Origin of the sequence: Brevundimonas sp. UBA7506 (assembly GCF_002479495.1) — a bacterium.
Classification (GTDB): domain Bacteria; phylum Pseudomonadota; class Alphaproteobacteria; order Caulobacterales; family Caulobacteraceae; genus Brevundimonas.
Genome location: NZ_DLNQ01000005.1, coordinates 506,215 through 524,314, shown reverse-complemented (window position 1 = coordinate 524,314; position 18,100 = coordinate 506,215). Strand labels below are relative to the sequence as shown.

Annotated in this window: 11 protein-coding genes and 2 tRNA genes; 6 read left to right on the top strand and 7 right to left on the bottom strand. The window is 66.9% G+C overall.

The window, feature by feature from the left end; translation table 11 throughout:
• Positions 1–48: 48 nt before the first annotated feature.
• Together B3K53_RS04330 and B3K53_RS04325 are read left to right on the top strand one after the other, a co-directional pair.
• Positions 49–2,568, top strand: a complete 2,520-nt coding sequence (locus B3K53_RS04330; protein WP_292082871.1) for a TonB-dependent receptor — start codon at positions 49–51, stop codon at positions 2,566–2,568.
• A gap of 11 nt (positions 2,569–2,579) precedes the next feature.
• Entirely contained in the window at positions 2,580–4,268 is a 1,689-nt protein-coding gene (locus B3K53_RS04325) for an alkaline phosphatase D family protein (RefSeq protein WP_292082870.1), read from the top strand.
• A gap of 327 nt (positions 4,269–4,595) precedes the next feature.
• Here the strand turns inward: B3K53_RS04325 and B3K53_RS04320 are convergent, their stop codons facing one another.
• The gene (locus B3K53_RS04320; protein ID WP_292082869.1) at positions 4,596–7,886 is read right to left on the bottom strand and encodes an autotransporter outer membrane beta-barrel domain-containing protein; all 3,291 of its coding nucleotides are present in this window, start codon (positions 7,884–7,886) and stop codon (positions 4,596–4,598) included.
• A gap of 304 nt (positions 7,887–8,190) precedes the next feature.
• On the opposite strand from B3K53_RS04320, the gene B3K53_RS04315 reads away from it, so the two are divergent.
• A complete protein-coding gene (locus B3K53_RS04315) occupies positions 8,191–9,441 on the top strand; it encodes a glycosyltransferase (RefSeq protein ID WP_292082868.1) in 1,251 nt (416 codons plus the stop codon).
• Between the two features lie 107 nt (positions 9,442–9,548).
• Here the strand turns inward: B3K53_RS04315 and B3K53_RS04310 are convergent.
• The 4 genes from B3K53_RS04310 to B3K53_RS04295 all read right to left on the bottom strand — a co-directional run bounded on the left by B3K53_RS04310 (position 9,549) and on the right by B3K53_RS04295 (position 12,737).
• Positions 9,549–9,625: transfer RNA gene (locus B3K53_RS04310), tRNA-Asp, on the bottom strand.
• 174 nt (positions 9,626–9,799) lie between these two features.
• Positions 9,800–9,876: transfer RNA gene (locus B3K53_RS04305), tRNA-Asp, on the bottom strand.
• 99 nt (positions 9,877–9,975) lie between these two features.
• Positions 9,976–10,518: a GNAT family N-acetyltransferase gene (locus tag B3K53_RS04300; RefSeq protein ID WP_292082867.1), complete on the bottom strand. Its 543-nt coding sequence runs from the start codon at positions 10,516–10,518 to the stop codon at positions 9,976–9,978.
• Positions 10,515–12,737, bottom strand: a complete 2,223-nt coding sequence (locus B3K53_RS04295; protein WP_292082866.1) for a S9 family peptidase — start codon at positions 12,735–12,737, stop codon at positions 10,515–10,517. Before B3K53_RS04295 ends, B3K53_RS04300 begins: the two co-directional genes overlap by 4 nt.
• Positions 12,738–12,803: 66 nt before the next feature.
• Here B3K53_RS04295 and B3K53_RS04290 point away from each other — a divergent pair, with 66 nt between their 5' ends.
• Complete coding sequence (locus B3K53_RS04290) at positions 12,804–13,613, top strand: trypsin-like serine peptidase (protein WP_292082864.1); 810 nt, start codon at positions 12,804–12,806, stop codon at positions 13,611–13,613.
• 56 nt (positions 13,614–13,669) lie between these two features.
• Here the strand turns inward: B3K53_RS04290 and B3K53_RS04285 are convergent, their stop codons facing one another.
• A complete protein-coding gene (locus tag B3K53_RS04285) occupies positions 13,670–15,454 on the bottom strand; it encodes an acyl-CoA dehydrogenase (RefSeq protein ID WP_292083369.1) in 1,785 nt (594 codons plus the stop codon).
• 123 nt (positions 15,455–15,577) lie between these two features.
• Between B3K53_RS04285 and B3K53_RS04280 the strand changes: the two genes are divergently transcribed.
• Positions 15,578–16,129 (top strand): cytochrome b, encoded by a 552-nt coding sequence (locus B3K53_RS04280; protein WP_292082862.1) that lies wholly within the window; start codon positions 15,578–15,580, stop codon positions 16,127–16,129.
• Complete coding sequence (locus B3K53_RS04275; RefSeq protein ID WP_292082861.1) at positions 16,126–17,049, top strand: L-threonylcarbamoyladenylate synthase; 924 nt, start codon at positions 16,126–16,128, stop codon at positions 17,047–17,049. The genes B3K53_RS04280 and B3K53_RS04275 overlap by 4 nt, the downstream gene beginning before the upstream one ends.
• On the opposite strand, the gene B3K53_RS04270 is transcribed toward B3K53_RS04275, so the two are convergent.
• Entirely contained in the window at positions 17,046–18,089 is a 1,044-nt protein-coding gene (locus tag B3K53_RS04270; RefSeq protein ID WP_292083368.1) for a patatin-like phospholipase family protein, read from the bottom strand. The genes B3K53_RS04275 and B3K53_RS04270 overlap by 4 nt on opposite strands.
• Between the last annotated feature and the right edge of the window lie 11 nt (positions 18,090–18,100).

The following is an 18,100-nucleotide window of genomic DNA, read 5'->3' as shown; positions in this document are numbered from 1 at the left end:
GACACCGACGCCCACTACGCCTCCCGGACCTTCAAGGGGGATGCGATGATGAAATCCGTAGCGAACAAGGCTGGCCTGCTGACGGGCGCGGCGATGCTGGGTCTGATGGCGGGCGGCGCGGCCCAGGCCCAGAGCGTGGCCCAGGACCATGTCTCGACAGTGGACGACGTCATCGTCACCGCCCAGCTGCGTGCTCAGGACCCGATCGAGGTTCCTTTCGCCCTGACGGCCTATAGCGGCCAGTTCCTGGAGAACCTGGGCGTGCAGGAGTTCGAACAGCTGTCGGCCTTCGTGCCCGGTTTCCTGGTGCAGAACCAGTCGCCGAACAATCCGGGCTTCGTCATGCGGGGCATCACCTCGGACTCGGGCGCGGCCACGGCCGAGCCGCGCGTTTCGGTGTTCCAGGACGGGGTGTCGATCTCCAAGTCGCGCGGTTCCTATGTCGAGTTGTTCGATCTGGAGCGGGTCGAGATCGCCAAGGGACCGCAATCGACCCTCTATGGTCGCGGCGCCTTGATCGGGGCGGTCAATCTGGTGCAGAACCGCGCCCGTCCGGGGCAGTTCGACGCCGAGATGCGCGCCGAGATCGGCGACTACGGCTACCGCTCGGTCGAGGGTTTCGTGAACGCGCCGGTAGGCGAGGATGCGGCCCTGCGTCTGGCCACGCGGATGAAGACCCGCGACGGTGCGGTCGAGAACCTGCTGGGCGGGGAAGACTACAACGGCATCGAAACCAAGGCCTTCCGCCTGTCGGGCGCCTGGACGCCGATGGACACCCTGCGCGCCGACCTGATCGCCAACTATCAGACCGACGCCGCCACCGGCACCTCGTTCAAGTCCATCGCCTATGATCCCGCCGACCCGACGACGGGTGCGGTTCTGGGCAGGCGGGCGCCGTGGGACGGCGCGGCACTGACGCCGGGCGCCGCCTTCGACGGCGGCAAGAGCCTGGGTCTGGACCGCAAGGTCTGGGGCGTGACGGGCTTGGTGAAGTGGACGCTGACGCCGTCGCTGTCGCTGAACTCGACCACGGCCTATCGCCAGTTCGACTCCTACGAGACCTTCGACGCTGACGGTTTGTCGCTGCCGCTGCTGACGGCGGCGGAGGAGGCCTATGGCGAGCAATGGAGCCAGGAGTTCCGACTGAACTGGGACAATGGCGGGCGCCTGTCGGGCTTCGCCGGCGCCGGCTGGTTCCGCGAGGAGGGCTATCAGCGCACGCCGACCCAGTTCGACGAGCGCATCGCCCTGGCCCAACTGGCCGGACTGCTGGACGGCTCGCCCACGGCGGTCGGTCACAACACCCTGCCGGTTTCGGCCTATCCGACCGTGGCGCGCCAGTTCCTGCAGGCGACGCTGACGCCGCTGGGCGCCGGGGCCCTGGCCGCGCCGATCGCGGCGAACCTGAAGTCGGCGCACATCGAGATCCCGATCAACAGCGCCGATCTGACCTCCTGGGACCTGTTCGCTGATCTGACGTTCAAGGCCACGGACCGGCTCGAGTTCGCGGGCGGGGTTCGCTACACCCGCGATGACAAGACCACGGGCTACGCCAGCTCGGTCGCCAACGGCCGGTCCATCGCCGGCGGTCTGCTGGCGGTGCTGCAGGGCGCGGTCCCGGCAGCCCAGGTTCCGGCCCTGCTGGGCGGTCTGGCCAATCCCAATGCAGTCAACCTGCCGGCCTCGGCCCTGCCGCTCTTTGGCCTGACGGCCCAGCCGACCGCCAACAACGGCGACTTCGTCTACGGCGACCATGAGGACGACGGCTTCACCTGGCGTCTGACCGCCCGTTACGCCCTGTCGGACGAGGCCAGCCTCTACGCCAACTACGCGCGGGGCCGTCGCCCTGAGGTTCTGAGCGTTAGCGGCCCTTCCGCTCCGCTGGGCGCGCCGACCTTCAAGGTCATCGAGGCTGAGACGGTCGACAGCTTCGAAATCGGCGCCAAGGCGGCGCTGATGGACGGTCGCCTGCGTCTGGACGGCGCGGTCTTCCACTACGCCTATGACAACTTCCAGACCACGGTCCAGGAAGGCACCCGCTTCATCACCACCAATGCGGGCGAGGCCAGCGCCTATGGCTTCGAGGGGCAGGTCTTCTGGGCCGCCGCCGAGAACGTCGATCTGTTCGGCACCTACGGCTACAACCACTCGCGCTTTGAAGCGGGCCTCTATGACGGCAACCATTTCCGCCTGTCGCCGGACAACATGGCCTCGATCGGCGCGATCTGGCGTCTGCCGGTCGCGGGCGGCGTGGTCGAGGTCCAGCCGACCTGGACCTGGCAGTCCAAGGTCTTCTTCGACGACAACAACGACATCCCGGCCTTGCAGACCCAGAACTTCGTCGCCGACCTGGTCCAGGACGAATATCAGGACAGCTACGGCTTGCTGAACCTGCGGGTCCGCTACGCTCCGGCGTCCGGAAACTGGGGCGTCGAGGCCTTCGGCGAGAACCTGCTGGACGAGGAATACATCAAGGACGCGGGCAATACGGGCGATGCGCTCGGCCTGCCGACCTTCATCGCCGGACGCCCCGCCAGCTACGGCGTGGGCTTCACCGTTCGCTACTGAGGGCCAGCCGCATGACCATGAACCGTCGCGGCCTTCTGGGCCTGTTCGGGGCTGGAGCGGCCATCGGCGCGACGCCCGCAATGGCGGAGGCGGAGGCGGATTCGGTCGCTTTCGCTCACGGCGTCGCCTCAGGAGATCCCGGGACGGACCGGGTGATCCTGTGGACGCGCGTGACGCCGGGGGAGGGCTTCAACGGCCCGATCTCCGTGACCTGGCGCGTTCTGGATGGTGAAGCAGTAGCGGCTTCAGGCCGGTTCGAGACCGGCCCTGAGCGCGACTACACGGTCAAGATCGATCCCGCGGGTCTGCGTCCCGGCCGGGACTATCGCTATGATTTCGCCGTTGGCGAAACGCGTTCGCCGATCGGCCGCACCCGCACCCTGGCGGCCGAGGGCGTGACGCCGGTCAATCTGGCGGTCGTGTCGTGCCAGCTCTATCCGGGCGGCCTGTTCAACGCCTATGAAGCCATCGCCGCCCTGCCGTGGCTGGACGCCGTGGTCCATCTGGGCGACTACATCTACGAATATGGGTCCGAGGCCGACGCCTATGGCATGGTCACGGGCGCCGCGCTGAACCGCATCCCAGAGCCGCGCCACGAGATTGTGACCCTGGCCGACTATCGGAGCCGTCACGCCCAGTACAAGACCGACGCCGACCTGCAGGCCGCCCACGCACGCGCCCCCTTCATCTGCGTCTGGGACGACCATGAGACAGCCAATGACGCCTGGCTGCACGGCGCCGAGAATCACCAGCCTGAGACCGAAGGCGACTTCGCGGTTCGCAAGGCGGCGGCGCTCAAGGCCTACTATGAGTGGATGCCGATCCGCGAAGCGGCGCCGGGGGCGCTGAAGGAGGCCATCTATCGCAGCTTCCACTTCGGTGATGTGGCCAGCCTGATGATGGTTGAGACGCGGCTGACGGGTCGAACCGAGGCCCTGGATTACAGCAAGGATCTGACCGCAAAGGACGGCCCTGACGGCGAAGCCGTGCTGGACCTCGATGCTTTCCGAGCCAGGCTCAATGACCCGGAGCGTGATCTGATGGGCCCGGAGCAACGCGCCTGGCTGACGCGCGAACTGGCGGCGTCCAAGGCGGCCGGCCGTCCGTGGCAGGTGCTCGGCAACCAGGTCGTGACCGCCCGCGTGGCCGGCCCCGACGTATCGCGCACCATGACGCCGGATCAGATCGAGGGCCTGATGGCGCGCGTGCCCGAGGCCTTCCGCGAGCAGTTCGAGCAAGCCCTTTTCCTGTTCAAGATGGGGCTGCCGTTCAATCTGGACGCCTGGGACGGCTATCCGGCAGGACGCGAGCGCCTCTACGCCGCCTTTGCCGAGGCGGGGGTCCAGCCCATCGTCCTGGCGGGCGACAGCCACGCCTTCTGGGTCAATGAGCTGAAGGATGCGAGCGGCGCACGTCGCGCGATCGAATTCGGAACCAGCGCTGTCTCCAGCCCCTCGATCGGCGACGCCATCGGCGGCTTCCCGCTAGGGGCGGCGCTCATGCAGGCCAACGACGAGGTCGTCTTCTGCGACCAGTCGGCCAAAGGCTTCATTGTCATGACCTTGACGGCGGACAGGGCGGATGCGGCGTTGATGCGGGTCTCGACCATCTTGGCCAAGCCGTTCGATGTCGTTCAGTTGAAGCGCTTCAGTCTGGGGCTGGATGGCCGGCTCGCCGACGAGACGGCCGCTTCGACGTAAGGCGCCCGGTGGAAGCGCGCAGGGGACGGAGGCTCGCTCCAGTCCTTGACGATGAGCTGGTGTCTTCCGAGGCCCCTTGGGGCACAATGGCGCGCGGAATCATGCGTCAGGAGGCTTGCATGTCGATCGGTCGAGCCGGCTTTGAGGTCTATCGCGGGAAGGGCCGCCACGCTCGTCGCGTTCGGATGTCGTCGGGCGGAGTCTTTTTGAACCTCTTCATGGCATGGCTCCGTCAGCGCGGCTGATCGAACCACGTCGCTGTCGCATGACAAAAAAGGCCGCCGGGTTCGCCCGGCGGCCTCTTTGCAGTCCGTGATCGGGAGCCGATCAGAACTTGAAGCTGGCTCGCAGCAGCAGGGTGTAGCGGACGTAGTCTTCCAGCAGTTCGGCGTCGCCGGTGATGGAGAGCATGCCCAGATCGTTGCCGACGTTGAGGCGGAAGCCCAGGATGGGGCCGCCGCCCTCGATGCTGGCGGGGTCGAGCGTGAAGGCGTCGCCGCCGGAGGCGAAGCGGGCGATCGTCGAGCCTGCATCGACCGAGAAGTTCTGACGCCAGCCAGCCCGGATTTCGGGGCGGATCCAGCCGTCCTTGCCGAAGCCGTACCCAATGTTCACGGCGGCGACGCCAGAGAACATATGGCCGTCGCGTTCGTCGATCTCGAGGTCGAAGCCGTCGCCGCCGCCCTTTTCAGTGCGGGCGTCTTCGCTCAGCGAGAAGTACTCGCCGTAGATTTCGGGGCGGATGTTCAGCCGACCGAAGTTGCGTTCATACGAGGCCCCGCCCGCAGCGGCCAGAGTGAAGCCGTGCCAGTCGGACTCGTTCTTCAGGTTGATGCCGTCGGCGACCAGCTTGCGGGTCGCGTTGAACGAGGCGTAGCCGCCCGCTGCACGCGCCCAGGTCGTCCAGTACTGACCTTGAGCGCGCCAATAGAGGCCCAGCTCGAGCAGGTTGGCCGACAGGACCTCTTCCGCCGCCGCTTCAGGATCTTCCAGGTCGGAAGACGTGAAAGCTGCCGTGAGGCCGATCGCGCCCATATTGGTGCCGCGCTCGACGCCGCCGGCGACGCCGAAGCCTTCCGAACGGAAGCCGTAGGAGTCGGTCTTGTCCTTGTCGGCGTAGAAGTTGATTTCCTGGACCCAGGCGCTGGTCTCGCCCGGCGCAGCCGAAGCGTTGCGGCCGGTCAGGGCGCGGGTGACGGCATCGACGCCGCTGGCCAGGGAGAGCAGGGGGCCGCCGGAGTGATCGGGCAGCATCTGCTCATAGATGTCGAAGAAGCCGTCCCGGCCCGTCTGGTTCAGGATGGCGTTGCGAATCGCTTCGTTCTGGCCCAGCGCGCCATAGATCGAGTCATAGGCCGCAGCCTCGACGTCGATCATGCCAGCTTCTTCCGCTGTGCGGCGACGCGCATCGATATAGATGTCGCCGGCCGCCAGGTCAGCACCGGCCTTGACCACGAAGGCGTAGGGCGAGTTGGCCTGCACCGCATCGCCGTCAATGGTTCCAACATTCAGCGTGTTGGCGTCGATGATGGTGAAACGCGTCGGATCTTGAAGCAGGGAGTTGAAGCGAACGCCCAGCCCCGCGCCGTTGGCGATATTGGCGACGCCATCAACCTTGAAGCCGCTGCTTGCGCCATTGGCGGGATCAAGGGCGACGATCAGGTCGCCGTCGGCGCCGATATTCAGGTTGCTGATGGTCGTCACGCCGCTCTGACGAGCGTCGAGCGTGCCCTTGGAAATGTCGATATCCAGTTGCCCGTCGGAGTTGGTGATGGCTCCGCGGACGATAGCTCCGCCGGAGATCGACAGGCGGTCAGCCCCGGCGCCGAACGAGATATCGCCCTGAACCAGGCCATTCTGGATGTCCAGGAGGTCTGCGCCCGAGCCAAGCTTGATGTCGCCGAAGGTGGTGGGCTCTCGCGAATCCGTCACGCCGTCGCCGTCGGTGTCCGGGTCGGAGGTCGTGGCGGTTCCAGCAATGCCTTTCTGGGTGAAGGTGACGCCCGAAGTGTTGGCGCTGACGTCAATGGCCGTCGCCTTGCCGGTGATGGGGCTGCCGTCGGCGTTAGCCGAAACATTGGCCTGGATGGACCGGGTGTTGGTGATGGAGGTCAGGCTGCCGCTGAGATCCGCGATTGCGGTCGTATTGGCCTTGCCGCCGCCCGCCGTGGCCGCGATCGTGCCGTCATTGTTGAGTGAGGTGACGTTGGCGCCGGCTTCAATCTTGATGGCGGTGACCTGATCCGCGTTCGTCGTGGCGGAGGCCGCGCTGATGGTGCCGGTGTTGACCATGGTCGGCGTCGTCGCGCCGGCGGCGAAACGGATGGCGGTGGCGTCAGCCTCGTTGGCCAGAACCGCGATCGAGCCTTCGTTACGAACGCCGCCCTCAATGGAGACCGTCTGACCGCCCGCGACGCCGAACTGGACCGCCGTGGCGGCGACGTCGTCATAGACGCCGATGCCGAAGATCTCGCCGCGATTGACGAAGCCGTAGGCGTTGTTGCCGGTCCCGGCCACGCCGAGCGTCACTGCGCTGTTCGCAGATCCCACAACGACAGCCGGTGCGGCGCCGTACGACGTGATCTTGGCGGCGCCCTCGTTGGCGTCGAGCAAGCCGTCGCCGTCGCGATCCGTGTCCTCGCGGTTCTTAACGCCGTCGCCGTCGTCGTCCTCATCGCCGTTCTTCACGCCGTCGCCGTCATCGTCGCCCTCGATGCCGGCGGCGCCATAGCTGGGGCCCACGTCGAAGAGGACGCCCTTAGTGGCGCTGGCCGAGATGCTGACGGCCGGTCCGCCCTGCAGAAGGTCGTCGGCGTCGAGGTTCTCGAGGAACAGGACTTCAGCCGGCACCGTACCGGTCGTGGGCTTGCTCTGGGGGCGCGTGGTGTAGCGGTAGCCGGTGGAGGTTACGGTCCCTTGAATGTTGAGACGTCCATCGACCGGGCCGTCAACGGCCACGCCGACGGCGTTCTCGCCACGGGCTGTCACGGAGCCCAGGATGTTCACATTGCCGGTGACGGGCCCCGTCACGCTGACGCCGCGCGTATTGTCGCCGGTGACCGAGATGGTGCCGAAGTTGGTGAGATTGCCGATCAGCGGCGCTTCGATGGAAACGCCGTACGAGTTGTTGCCTTCGACAAGGATAGAGCCCGAGGTCTCGACCAGAATGTCTCCGGTCTTGGGAGCGGGGCCCGTAACACGCAGGCCGTAGCGGTTGTTGCCTGAGGCGAAAGGACCGTCCGGGTCGCCGTCCTTATCGGTGTCCTTGTATTCGTCGATGTCGTCCGAAATCGAGATCGAGCCGCCGATGGTGATCGGACCGGTCGTACCGCCCTGGGCCAGGATGCCGGTCGCGCCGTCCGCTGCCTTGGCCATCGTGATCGACGAGCCGCTGTCCAGATCGACGCCGTGGCTCGAATCAATGGTCACGGCTGCGCCGCTGGCGACGGCGATCGAACCGCCGCTGGCCAAGCGAATGCTGTCGGGCGTTCCGGCCGCCGTCGCCTTGGAGGTCGTGATCGGCGTGGTGCGTGCGGTCGAGATCACTTCCTCGGCGTGGGCGCCGGCAGCAACCATCAGGGGGGCGATCGCCACTGCGGTCGCGAGTAGAATACGCATTAGTTAGAAACCCCTCGAGGACACACGCGCAAGGACGCCGAACGCCCGTTTAACAGGCTCGACGACACCATGCCCCAAGTTTCTCGAATTTGAGGCGAATGCAAGGCCATGGGTAGAGCGCCCAAGCTGAACGGGGGATGAAAATTCACGTTTCATGGCCGCGCGGACAGGCTGGCTGAAATGGATGCTTGAGCGGAGCAGTTTCCGGCGCTAGGGCCGATTCATGGTGAGTTCCAAACGCGCGCGTCGCATCCAAAGCAGAACCGGTCGCGTTGCGGCGTTGAGTTCCGGAAAGGTCGCCTCCATGAGCGTGACCGACATCGATGTTCAGGAAAGCGAACTACGCCTGTTCCCTGGCCTGGACGAAGAAGTCGCTGAGACGCTGCGGGTCTTGAAGGCGTCGACGTCGGATCCTCGGCCCCGTCTTGTGGACACCACCATGCTGTTTGCGCCCCGTTCAGGGGGAGTGAAGCGATATCTGTTGTCAAAGAAGGCCTGGCTAGAGGTCAATCGGCCGTCGGTGGCGCACACTTTGGTCGTGCCTGGCGCCAAGCATCGCGCCGGCGCAGACGGAATCGTTCAACTGCATGCGGCGAAGCTGCCTTTTGGGGATGGATATCGCTGGCCCAGTTCCGTGCGTCGCTGGGGAGCCTGGGTGGCGTCCATGAATCCTGCGGTGATCGAAGCGGGCGACCCTTACACGCCGGGGCAGGGCGCGCTCGAGGCCGGGCAACGCGCCGGTTGCCCGGTTGTCGGCTTCTGCCATTCCGATCCTGCCGGACTCGCCGCGCTGCACTTCGGCGAGTGGGCGAAGAAGCCGGTCGAGAAACGCTGGGCCAAGCTGTTTTCGCAGTTCGATCGAGTTGTCTCGCCTAGCCGCTTCATCGCGCGGCGGCTGGAGGAGGCGGGAGTTGGGGGCATTGTGATTCGGCCTCTGGGGGTCGAGATCGACACTTTCCGGCCGGATCGTCGCGATCGCGACTGGCTGTTGAAGAAATTGGGCCTGGGCGCAGACGCTCGCCTGTTGTGCTTCGCTGGCCGTCCCGCCAAGGAAAAAAACGTCGATGTCCTGATCGACGCAGTCCAGCGCCTGGGCGCGCCCTATCATCTGGTGCTGGTGGGCGCCGGCGCTGGCATGCCGCCAGAGGATCGGGTGATTTCTCTGCCCTATGAAAAGGATCCCAAGGCCGTGGCCCGGATCATCGCCAGTTGCGACGCTTTCGTTCACGCCAATGACAAGGAGCCTTTCGGTCTTATCGTGCTGGAGGCCATGGCCTGCGGACGCCCCGTCGTCGGCGTCAACGCCGGCGGCGTGGCTGAGACGGTGGATATGAGCGTGGGGCAATTGGCGCGTTCGGCGGATCCCGCTGACTATGCCGAGGCCGTCGAGGCTCTGTTCGCGCGGGACGTAGAGGCCCTCGGCCATGCGGCGCGGGTCAAGACTGTCGAGCAGTTCGCCTGGAACCGCGTCTTTGAAGATCTGTCGATGCTATACGGCGAACTCAGCGGTCGGCCGGAGTTCGTCCTGCCGCAAGAGATCGCGCCGCTGAATTAGCGGCGCAGCGACGGCACGAAACCTGCGATGAGCAGGGCCTTGGTATTTCGATTGAAGAGACCAGGCCCGGCAGAGGCGGTGTGCGCCATTCCTTTCGCTGAAAGGAATGGCGCGAGTGACGGGGCTCGAACCCGCGACCTCCGGCGTGACAGGCCGGCACTCTAACCAACTGAGCTACACCCGCGTTTCCTCCGCGAGGAGGAGTAGGGGCGAATAAGGGCGACTCACGTTCCGGTCAAGCGAGGAGCGCACGACATGAGGAAAAAGCGCGCGCAGATAACCCGAGCAAGCTTGGCGATTAAACAGAATGGGAAGGCATCTGGGGAGCGGTGTGCGCCATTCCCTTCGCTGAAAGGAATGGCGCGAGTGACGGGGCTCGAACCCGCGACCTCCGGCGTGACAGGCCGGCACTCTAACCAACTGAGCTACACCCGCGTTTCCTCCGCGAGGAGGAGAAGGGCGGGATAAGGGCGACTCATGATCCGGTCAAGCGCAATGTGAGTATGTCGTCGAATTGGGCTGAGAATTCAGCTGTTAGCGGCCGCAATCCAGCCCCGCGGCATCCGGTGCGGCCTCAGCACCCCGGCCCAGCGCCTTCTGCATGAAGACCACGTCACGCCAGGCGTCGAACTTCCATCCGGCTGCGTGGAACACTCCGACGTGCTCAAAGCCGGCTGCGGCGTGCAGGGCGATGGAGCCGGCGTTGGCGCTGTCGCCGATCACCGCCACCATCTGACGCATGCCCAAGGCCGTGCAGGCGCTTAGCAGGGCGTCGAGCAGGGCCTTGCCGACGCCCCGCCCGCGAAACGCCTCGGCCACATAGATCGAGTCCTCGACCAGGAAGCGATAGGCGGCGCGCAGGCGGTAGGGCCCGGCGTAGGCGTAGCCCGCGACCTGACCGTCGATTTCGGCGGTCAGCACCGGCAGGCCGAGCGAAGCGGGCGCGGCCAGGCGCGCTCGCATGTCCTCCTCCGAGGGGACGTCCAGCTCGAACGTCCCCGTGCCCTTCAGCACGCTGTCGGCGTAGATGGCCGTGACGGCCGCCAGATCGGCTTCCGTGAAAGGCCGGATGATCACGCCTTTTCCCAGCCCTTTTCGACGGCCCAGACGGCGAAGGCGTAGTCGTGAGCGATGTCCTTGAGATAGTCGAAGCGGCCCGACGAGGCGAAGTGGCCCGCCTCCATGTTGATCTTCAGCAGCACCGGCTTGCCAGAGGTCGAGGCCGGACGCAGCTTGGCCACCCACTTCTCGGGCTCCCAGTAGGTCACGCGTGGGTCGGACAGGCCGCCGGTCGCCAGCAAGGCCGGATAGGGCTTGGCCTCGATCTGGTCGTAGGGGCTGTAGCTGAGCATGTAATCGTAAGCTGCGGCGTCCTCGATCGGGTTGCCCCATTCGGGCCATTCCGGCGGCGTCAGCGGCAGGCTGGTGTCGCTCATGGTGTTGATGACATCGACGAAGGGCACGCCGCCGATCACGCCCGCCCACAACTCGGGCCGCATGTTGGTCACGGCCCCTATCAGCAGGCCGCCCGCCGAGCGACCCTCGGCCACGATGTTTCCGGCCTTGGTGTAGTTGCGCGCGATCAGGTGGTCGGCGGCGGCGGTGAAGTCGGTGAAGGTGTTCTTCTTGGTGAAGCGTCGGGCCGTCAGGAACCAGTTCCAGCCCTTGTCCGAACCGCCGCGGATATGGGCGATGGCGTAGATGAAGCCACGATCCACCAGCGACAGCCGGTTCGTCGAGAAGCTGGCCGCCATGGGGATGCCGTAGGAGCCGTAGCCGTAGAGCAGCAGGGGGGCAGAGCCGTCGACCGGCGTGTCCTTGCGGCGCAGCACCGTCACCGGAACCAGTTCGCCGTCGGAGGCCGGGGCGTTCAGCCGCTCGACAACATAGTCGGCCGGGTTGTGGCCCGACGGCACTTCCTGAACCTTGCGCAGGGTCCGTTCGCGCGTCTTCAGGTCGTAGTCATAGGTCGAGGTCGGCGTGGACGGCGAGTTGTAGCCGTAGCGCATGACCGTGGTGTCGAACTCCGACGCCCCGCCCAGCGACAGGGCGTAGGCGGGCTCGTCCACGGCGATTTCATGCTCGGCGCCGGCGCGATCGCGAATGACGATCTTCGTATTGGCGTCGGCGCGTTCCTGACGGCCCAGATAGTCCTTCACCAGAGCGACGCCTTCGATGAAGCGGCCCGGCGTGTGCGGAATCAGGTCCTTCCAGTTCGCCTTGGCCGGCGTCGCGGTCGGGGCCTCGACGACCTTGAAGTCGATGGCGTCGTCGGCGTTGGTGCGGATCACCCAGCGGTCGCCCCAGTGGTCCAGGTCGTACAGACGGCCGGTATGACGCGGCTCGACCACGACGGGCGTGGCGGTCGGGGTCGCGCCCGGGATGATGCGGCCTTCCGAGGTTTCCTGATTGCCGATGCCGATGACGATGAAGGCGTCGTCGGAGGTGCGGCTGACGCTCTGGAACATGCCGTCGTCGGTTTCCTCATAGACCAGGGTGGTCTCGCCGCCGCGCGACGGGCGGCGGAAGATCTTGTCCGGGCGGCCGTTGTCGTCACGGTTGGTCCAGAAGATCCACTGGCTGTCGGGCGAGAAGGTGAAGTTCTCGGTCGCCGATTCGATGGGGTTGGGCAGGACCTCGCCGGTCGCCAGGTCCTTGACGTAGATCTTGAAGACCTCGGAGCCTTGCGCGTCCTCGGCATAGGCGAACAGGGCGTGGTCGGGGCTGTGCTCGACAGCCGAGACTTCCGAGTAGGCCTTGCCTTCAGCCAGGGCGTTGCAGTCCAGCAGGAGTTGTGGCGTCGGGGCCTTGATGAAGTTCCTGGTCACGGGCTGGCCATCGACCATCCAGGTCCCCTGGCGTTCGACCCGCATATAGCGCGGGTGCTGCTCGCCGGTCCGGTATTCGGTGTAGTATTCCCAGGCGCCGTCGGCGGCGGGGACGGAGCTGTCGTCCTCCTTGATGCGGCCCTTCATCTCTTCGAACATCGCGGCCTGCAGCGGCAGGGTCGAGGCCATCATGGCCTCGCGATAGGCGTTCTCCGCGGTCAGGTGCTCCTTGACGTCGGCCTTGATCAGCGACGGGTCGCGCAGCACGGCCTGCCAGTTGTCGTCCTTCATCCACTGATAGTCGTCGGTACGGACGCGACCCAGTTGCTCGATACGGACGGGCACCTTTTTGGCGACGGGCGGTTGGGGCAGGGACATCGAGACTCCGGTAGTCGAACGGGCGAGTGCAGGGGAGGCGGCGGCGAGGCCGACGGCGGCGGTCGAGGCGATCAGTTCGCGGCGATTCATGAAGCGGGCTCCCCCTATGGTTCGGGCGGACCTTGTGCCTGTGAACCGGCCGCGTCAAATGGCGGAATGATCACTCAGGACGTTCCACCCGCACCGCCCGCAGCCGTCGCTCCCGTCCCGTGGGACCTGACCGTCGGCATGATCAACGCTACGGTGCAATTGGATCAGCCGCTGAACGAAAGTTCGCGCAAGGTCGGCACCGGCTTCCTGATTTCCGCGCCTCGGGCCGACGGCACGCCTCGGGTCGTTTTGGTGACGGCGGCGCATGTCTTCAACGTCATGCCGAACGGGGAAGCGCGCGTCGGCTGGCGCACCGCCGAGGCGGACGGCGCCTGGAAGTTCTCGCCGGCGAACCTGACGATCCGCGACTCCGACGGAACGCCGCTATGGACCCAGCACCCCGAGCGTGACGTGGCGGTCATGGAGATCACCGCCCCCGACGCCTTCGCCCGCGCCGCCATCCCGATGGGCTGGCTGGCGGACGACACGACTTTCGACCGTTGGCGCGTCGGGCCGGGGGACGAGTTGATGGCGCTCGGCTATCCGCACGGCCTGTCGGCGAACAAGGCGGGCTTCCCGATCCTGCGCCTGGGCCGGATCAGTTCCTGGCCGCTGACGCCGATTCGGCACTTCCCGATCTTCCTGCTGGATTTCGCGGTGTCGCAAGGCAACTCGGGCGGGCCGGTCTTCTGGACCCCCGCGGTCGATCGCCTGCCCGGCTCGCCGACGCCCGACCATCCCTATATCGCCGGGGTGCTGGTGCAGGAGGTTCAGGGCGGCGGCGAGGGCCTGGAACTGGGCGTCGTCGCTCATGCCCAATACGTGCGCGAGGCGATCGCGCTGCTGGATCAGCCTGCGGCCGCACCCGCGCCGTAGCGCATCCTACGGCCCCGGATAGGCGCTTGGCGCCTTCCGGGGGCGACAGTTGCTCGTTAGCCCGCCAGGGCTTCTACGCTGAGACCCTGCAGCAGCTCCCCGCCCTGACCGACAGCAGCCAGGCGGCTGGAGACGTGGCCGAGCACGTTGGCGGCGTAGAGTTCGTAGAGGTCCAGCTTGCCTTGCAGCCAGACGGGATCGCCGGCGCCGGCGTCGAGGCGGGCCTTGGCGGCCAGGGCGCCCTTGGCCAGCATCCAGCCGCCGACCACGTCGCCCATCAGCTTCAGATAGGCGTCTGCGCCGGCCAGAACGTCGGCGGCGCCGTCTGCGGCGGCCTTGCGGTCCAGCAGCCACAGGGTGGCGTCCTCGACGGCCTCAATGGCCGTGGCGAAGCGCTCGACGGGCTTGCCGGTGTAGAGGCGATCGATCTGGGCCAAGGTGGCCTTCATGTCCTCGATCAGGGCCTTGGCCGAGTCGCCGCCGTCCATCGACAGCTTGCGGCCGACCAGGTCCATGGCCTGGATGCCGTTGGTGCCCTCGTAGATCGGGGTGATGCGGGCGTCGCGGTAGTATTGGGCCGCGCCGGTTTCCTCAATGAAGCCCATGCCGCCGTGGACCTGAACGCCCAGCGAGGCGACTTCGCAGCCGACTTCGGTGGACCAGGCCTTGGCGATGGGGGTGAACAGGTCTTCGCGGCCCTTCCACAGCTTGCGCTCGGCCTCGGTGGCGGCGTGTTTGGCCAGGTCGGCGGCGACGCCGGTGGACAGGCAGATGGCGCGGGCGGCTGCGATCTTGGCCTTCATGACGCCCAGGGTGCGGCGCACGTCGGGGTGGTCGAAGATCGGGGCGTTCTTTTCGCCGGTCCAGATGCTGCGGCCCTGACGGCGCTCCAGAGCATAGGCCAGGGCGTGCTGATAGGCGCGCTCGGCCACGCCGACGCCCTCGACGCCCACGGCCAGGCGGGCGGCGTTCATCATCACGAACATGTGGGCCAAGCCCTCGTTAGGGCGGCCGACCAGTTCGGCGCGGGCGCCTTCATAGGCCATGACGCAGGTGGGCGAGGCGTGGATGCCCAGCTTGTGCTCGACGCCGACCGGGTGGAAGGCGTTGCGTTCGCCCAGCGAGCCGTCGGCGTTGACCGCGAACTTGGGCGTCAGGAACAGGCTGATGCCCTTGGGCCCGGCAGGTGCGTCGGGCAGGCGGGCCAGCACCAGGTGGACGATGTTGTCCGTGGCGTCGTGATCGCCCCAGGTGATGAAGATCTTCTGGCCGTTGAGGGCATAGGTCCCGTCGCCGTTCGGCGTGGCCGTGGTGGTCAGGGCGCCCAGGTCCGAACCCGCGTGCGGCTCGGTCAGCACCATGGCACCGGTCCATTCGCCCGAGACCAGTTTGGGCAGATAGGTCGCCTTCTGATACTCGTTGCCGACCTGCTCCAAGGCCTCGATCGAGGCCAGAGACAGCATGGGGCAGAGACCGAAGGCCATGTTGGCGGCATGGACGGTTTCATAGGCCGCCAGCTCCAGCGCCTTGGGCAGGGCCTGGCCGCCGGCCTCGACCGAGGCGGTCAGGCCGGTCCAGCCGCCCTCGGCGAACTGGCGATAGGCGTCGGCAAAGCCGGGGGCGGCGGTGACGGCACCATTGGCGTATTTGGCGCCGGCCAAGTCGCCGGGGCGGTTCAGCGGGGCCAGGACCTGTTCCGAGAACTGGCCTGCGGCCTCCAGCACCGCGCCCATGACGTCGGCGTCATAGTCGGCGAATGCGCCCGTGGCGGCGACCTGATCAATGCCGGCGACGGCTTCCAAGGCGAAGGCGAGGTCACGGACGGGGGCGCGGTAGCTCATGGCGGTCTCCAGAATCTTCAACATGCTTCTGACGCCCCAGCGGTCGCTGATGCAAGGGCGCTTGGACTTTGGTCGCGGTTCGCGCCACTCTCTGCCTCAGTGCCGTCGCGGAAGGAAAGACCCTTGGCCGAGCCTCGAAATCGCTATTCGACCGTGTCGCTGATCCTGCACTGGGTCATCGCTCTGGCCGTGGTCGCCCAGGTTGGGCTGATCATGGCCCATGACGCGACCGAGGGACCGTTGTCGCGCGAGTTCGTGCAGATTCACAAGGCGGTCGGCCTGACCATCCTGGTCCTGACCCTGGGCCGGATCGGCTGGCGGCTGGCCAATCCGCTGATCGCCCTGCCGATCGAGATGCCGAAATGGGAGCGGGTTCTGGCGCGGACCACGCAGATCGCCTTCTACGTCGTCCTGCTGGCCATGCCGCTGACCGGGTGGCTGGCGTCGTCGGCGGGCGGGCGCGAGATCAATTGGTTCGGCCTGTTCCAGTGGCCCCTGTTGCCGGTCGGCGGCGGGCGCGAGGCGGCGGGTCAGTTCATGGACGTCCACGGCGCGGTGGCCAAGCTGCTCTATCTGCTGATCGCCCTGCACGTCATGGGGGCGCTGAAGCACCAGTTCATCAACCGGGACAATGTGCTGCACCGCATGATCCCCCTGATCCCGCGCCGGCCATGAAGGGCGACACCCCCGAAATCGCCGCCGAGGCGCTGAAGACCGGGCGGCTGGTCATGCTGCCGACCGAGACGGTGTATGGGCTGGCGGCCGACGCCTCCAACCCGCAGGCGGTGGCGCGCATCTTCGAGGCCAAGGGAAGACCGCGCTTCAACCCCTTGATCGCCCACGTCGCCAACGCCCTGGACGCCGAGATGATCGCTGTCTTTGACGAGCGAGCGAGGGCGCTGGCCGAGGCGTTCTGGCCCGGCCCCCTGACCATTGTGGCGCCGGTGCGCGACCGCGAGCGGGTCTGCGACCTGGCCCGCGCCGGACTGGACAGCGTCGCCGTGCGCGTTCCGGGTCATCCGCGCGCGCGCGCCGTGATCGCGGCCTTCGGCGGGGCCGTGGTGGCGCCCTCGGCCAACCGCTCGGGCCGTCCCAGTCCGACAACTTTTGATGATGCGCTGGAGGAGACCGGCCAGTCGGTCGGGGCCGCCGTGGACGGCGGGCCCTGCGCGGTAGGGGTGGAAAGCACGGTCGTTTCAGTGCTGGACGGTCGGGTGGCCCTCCTGCGTCCCGGATCGGTGACGCGCGAGGAGATTGAGGCCGTGGTCGGGCCGCTGGCGGAAGAAGACGGGCAGGGGCATCGCTCGCCCGGTCGGCTGGCCCTGCACTACGCTCCCGACGCCCCGGTGCGGATCGAAGCCGAAGCGGCGAAGGATGGCGAAATCTTGCTCGGCTTCGGCCCCGCCATCGGTGACCCGCGCTGGAGCCTGAGCCCGAACGGAGATCTGCGCGAGGCGGCGGCCAATCTGTTCCGCCTGCTGCGAGAGGCGGACCGCACCAGGCCGGTCGGCATTGCGGTGTCGCCGATCCCGCACAAGGGGCTGGGCGAGGCGATCAATGACCGACTGCGCCGCGCGGCGGGCTTCGTCGGCTAGAGGAAACGGGCTTTCAGATCGACGCTGGAGGCCTCGCCAACCTGGGCCGCGCAGGTTTTCAGCCATTGCTCAGCCGCCTGACGCCCGCGCGACTTCAGGTCGTTGAGGAAGCTCCATTCCGTGTCGAACTTGGTCGATAGCGACAGACTGCCCAGCCAGTCGTCGGCTTCGATCGCGTGCATGCGGACGGCGCGATGGCGATCCTCGGTACGGCTGAGTTTGCCCTCGGCGATCAGGTCCTGCACGAAGGCGACTGCGCGCAGTTCGGCGACTAGGGGCGCGTTGAACAGGATTTCGTTCAGCCGATCCATGATCTCGCCCGCCTCTCGCGGGGCCTCGTCGCGCACGAAGGGGTTGAGCGGCAGCAGCAGGATGTCGTCAGGCGTGTCGGCGTAGAACAGCGGCCACAGCGCCGGATTGGCCAGATAGCCGCCGTCCCAATAGGGCTCGCCCTCGATCTCGACCGCGTGGAAGAGGTGGGGCAGACAGGCCGAGGCCAGCAGAACGTCAGGGGTGATCTCGGCCGAGCGGAACAGACGCGAGCGCCCGGCGCGCACCGCCGTGGTCGAGACGATCAACTGGATTTGGGAGGCCCGAACGGCGTCGAAATCGACGGCGGTCTCCAGCACGCGCTTCAACGGGTTCAGGTTGAAGGGGTTGAAGGCGTAGGGGCTCATGGACATGGCGAGCGTCTCACCTGCCTTCCACATCGGGCTGTCCTTCAGCCAGCCTGGCGTCAGGGCCTTGGACCAGATGGCGCTGTCGCCGAAGACGTTTCGGCCGCCGGACTGATTGACCTCACGCCACAGCCTATCGAGGGCGACGCGGGCGCCCTCGGCGCCGCCCTGTTCCAGTCCGGTGATCAGGGCCGCCGCATTCATCGCCCCTGCGGAGGCGGCGGTGACGGCGCGGATGTCGAGGAAGTCCGCTTCCAGCAGTCGATCCAGCACGCCCCACTGGAAGGCACCGTGCGAGCCGCCGCCTTGCAGCGCGAGGCAGATGGGGCGACGGGCGGGGCGGGATTTCGACTTGGCCATCATCCGCCCCAGGT

Coding starts and splice junctions, on each gene's coding strand:
- B3K53_RS04330 (WP_292082871.1), top strand. CDS start 49: ATGAAATCCGTAGCGAACAAGGCTGGCCTGCTGACGGGCGCGGCGATG.
- B3K53_RS04325 (WP_292082870.1), top strand. CDS start 2,580: ATGACCATGAACCGTCGCGGCCTTCTGGGCCTGTTCGGGGCTGGAGCG.
- B3K53_RS04320 (WP_292082869.1), bottom strand. CDS start 7,886: ATGCGTATTCTACTCGCGACCGCAGTGGCGATCGCCCCCCTGATGGTT.
- B3K53_RS04315 (WP_292082868.1), top strand. CDS start 8,191: ATGAGCGTGACCGACATCGATGTTCAGGAAAGCGAACTACGCCTGTTC.
- B3K53_RS04295 (WP_292082866.1), bottom strand. CDS start 12,737: ATGAATCGCCGCGAACTGATCGCCTCGACCGCCGCCGTCGGCCTCGCC.
- B3K53_RS04290 (WP_292082864.1), top strand. CDS start 12,804: ATGATCACTCAGGACGTTCCACCCGCACCGCCCGCAGCCGTCGCTCCC.
- B3K53_RS04285 (WP_292083369.1), bottom strand. CDS start 15,454: ATGAGCTACCGCGCCCCCGTCCGTGACCTCGCCTTCGCCTTGGAAGCC.
- B3K53_RS04275 (WP_292082861.1), top strand. CDS start 16,126: ATGAAGGGCGACACCCCCGAAATCGCCGCCGAGGCGCTGAAGACCGGG.
- B3K53_RS04270 (WP_292083368.1), bottom strand. CDS start 18,089: ATGATGGCCAAGTCGAAATCCCGCCCCGCCCGTCGCCCCATCTGCCTC.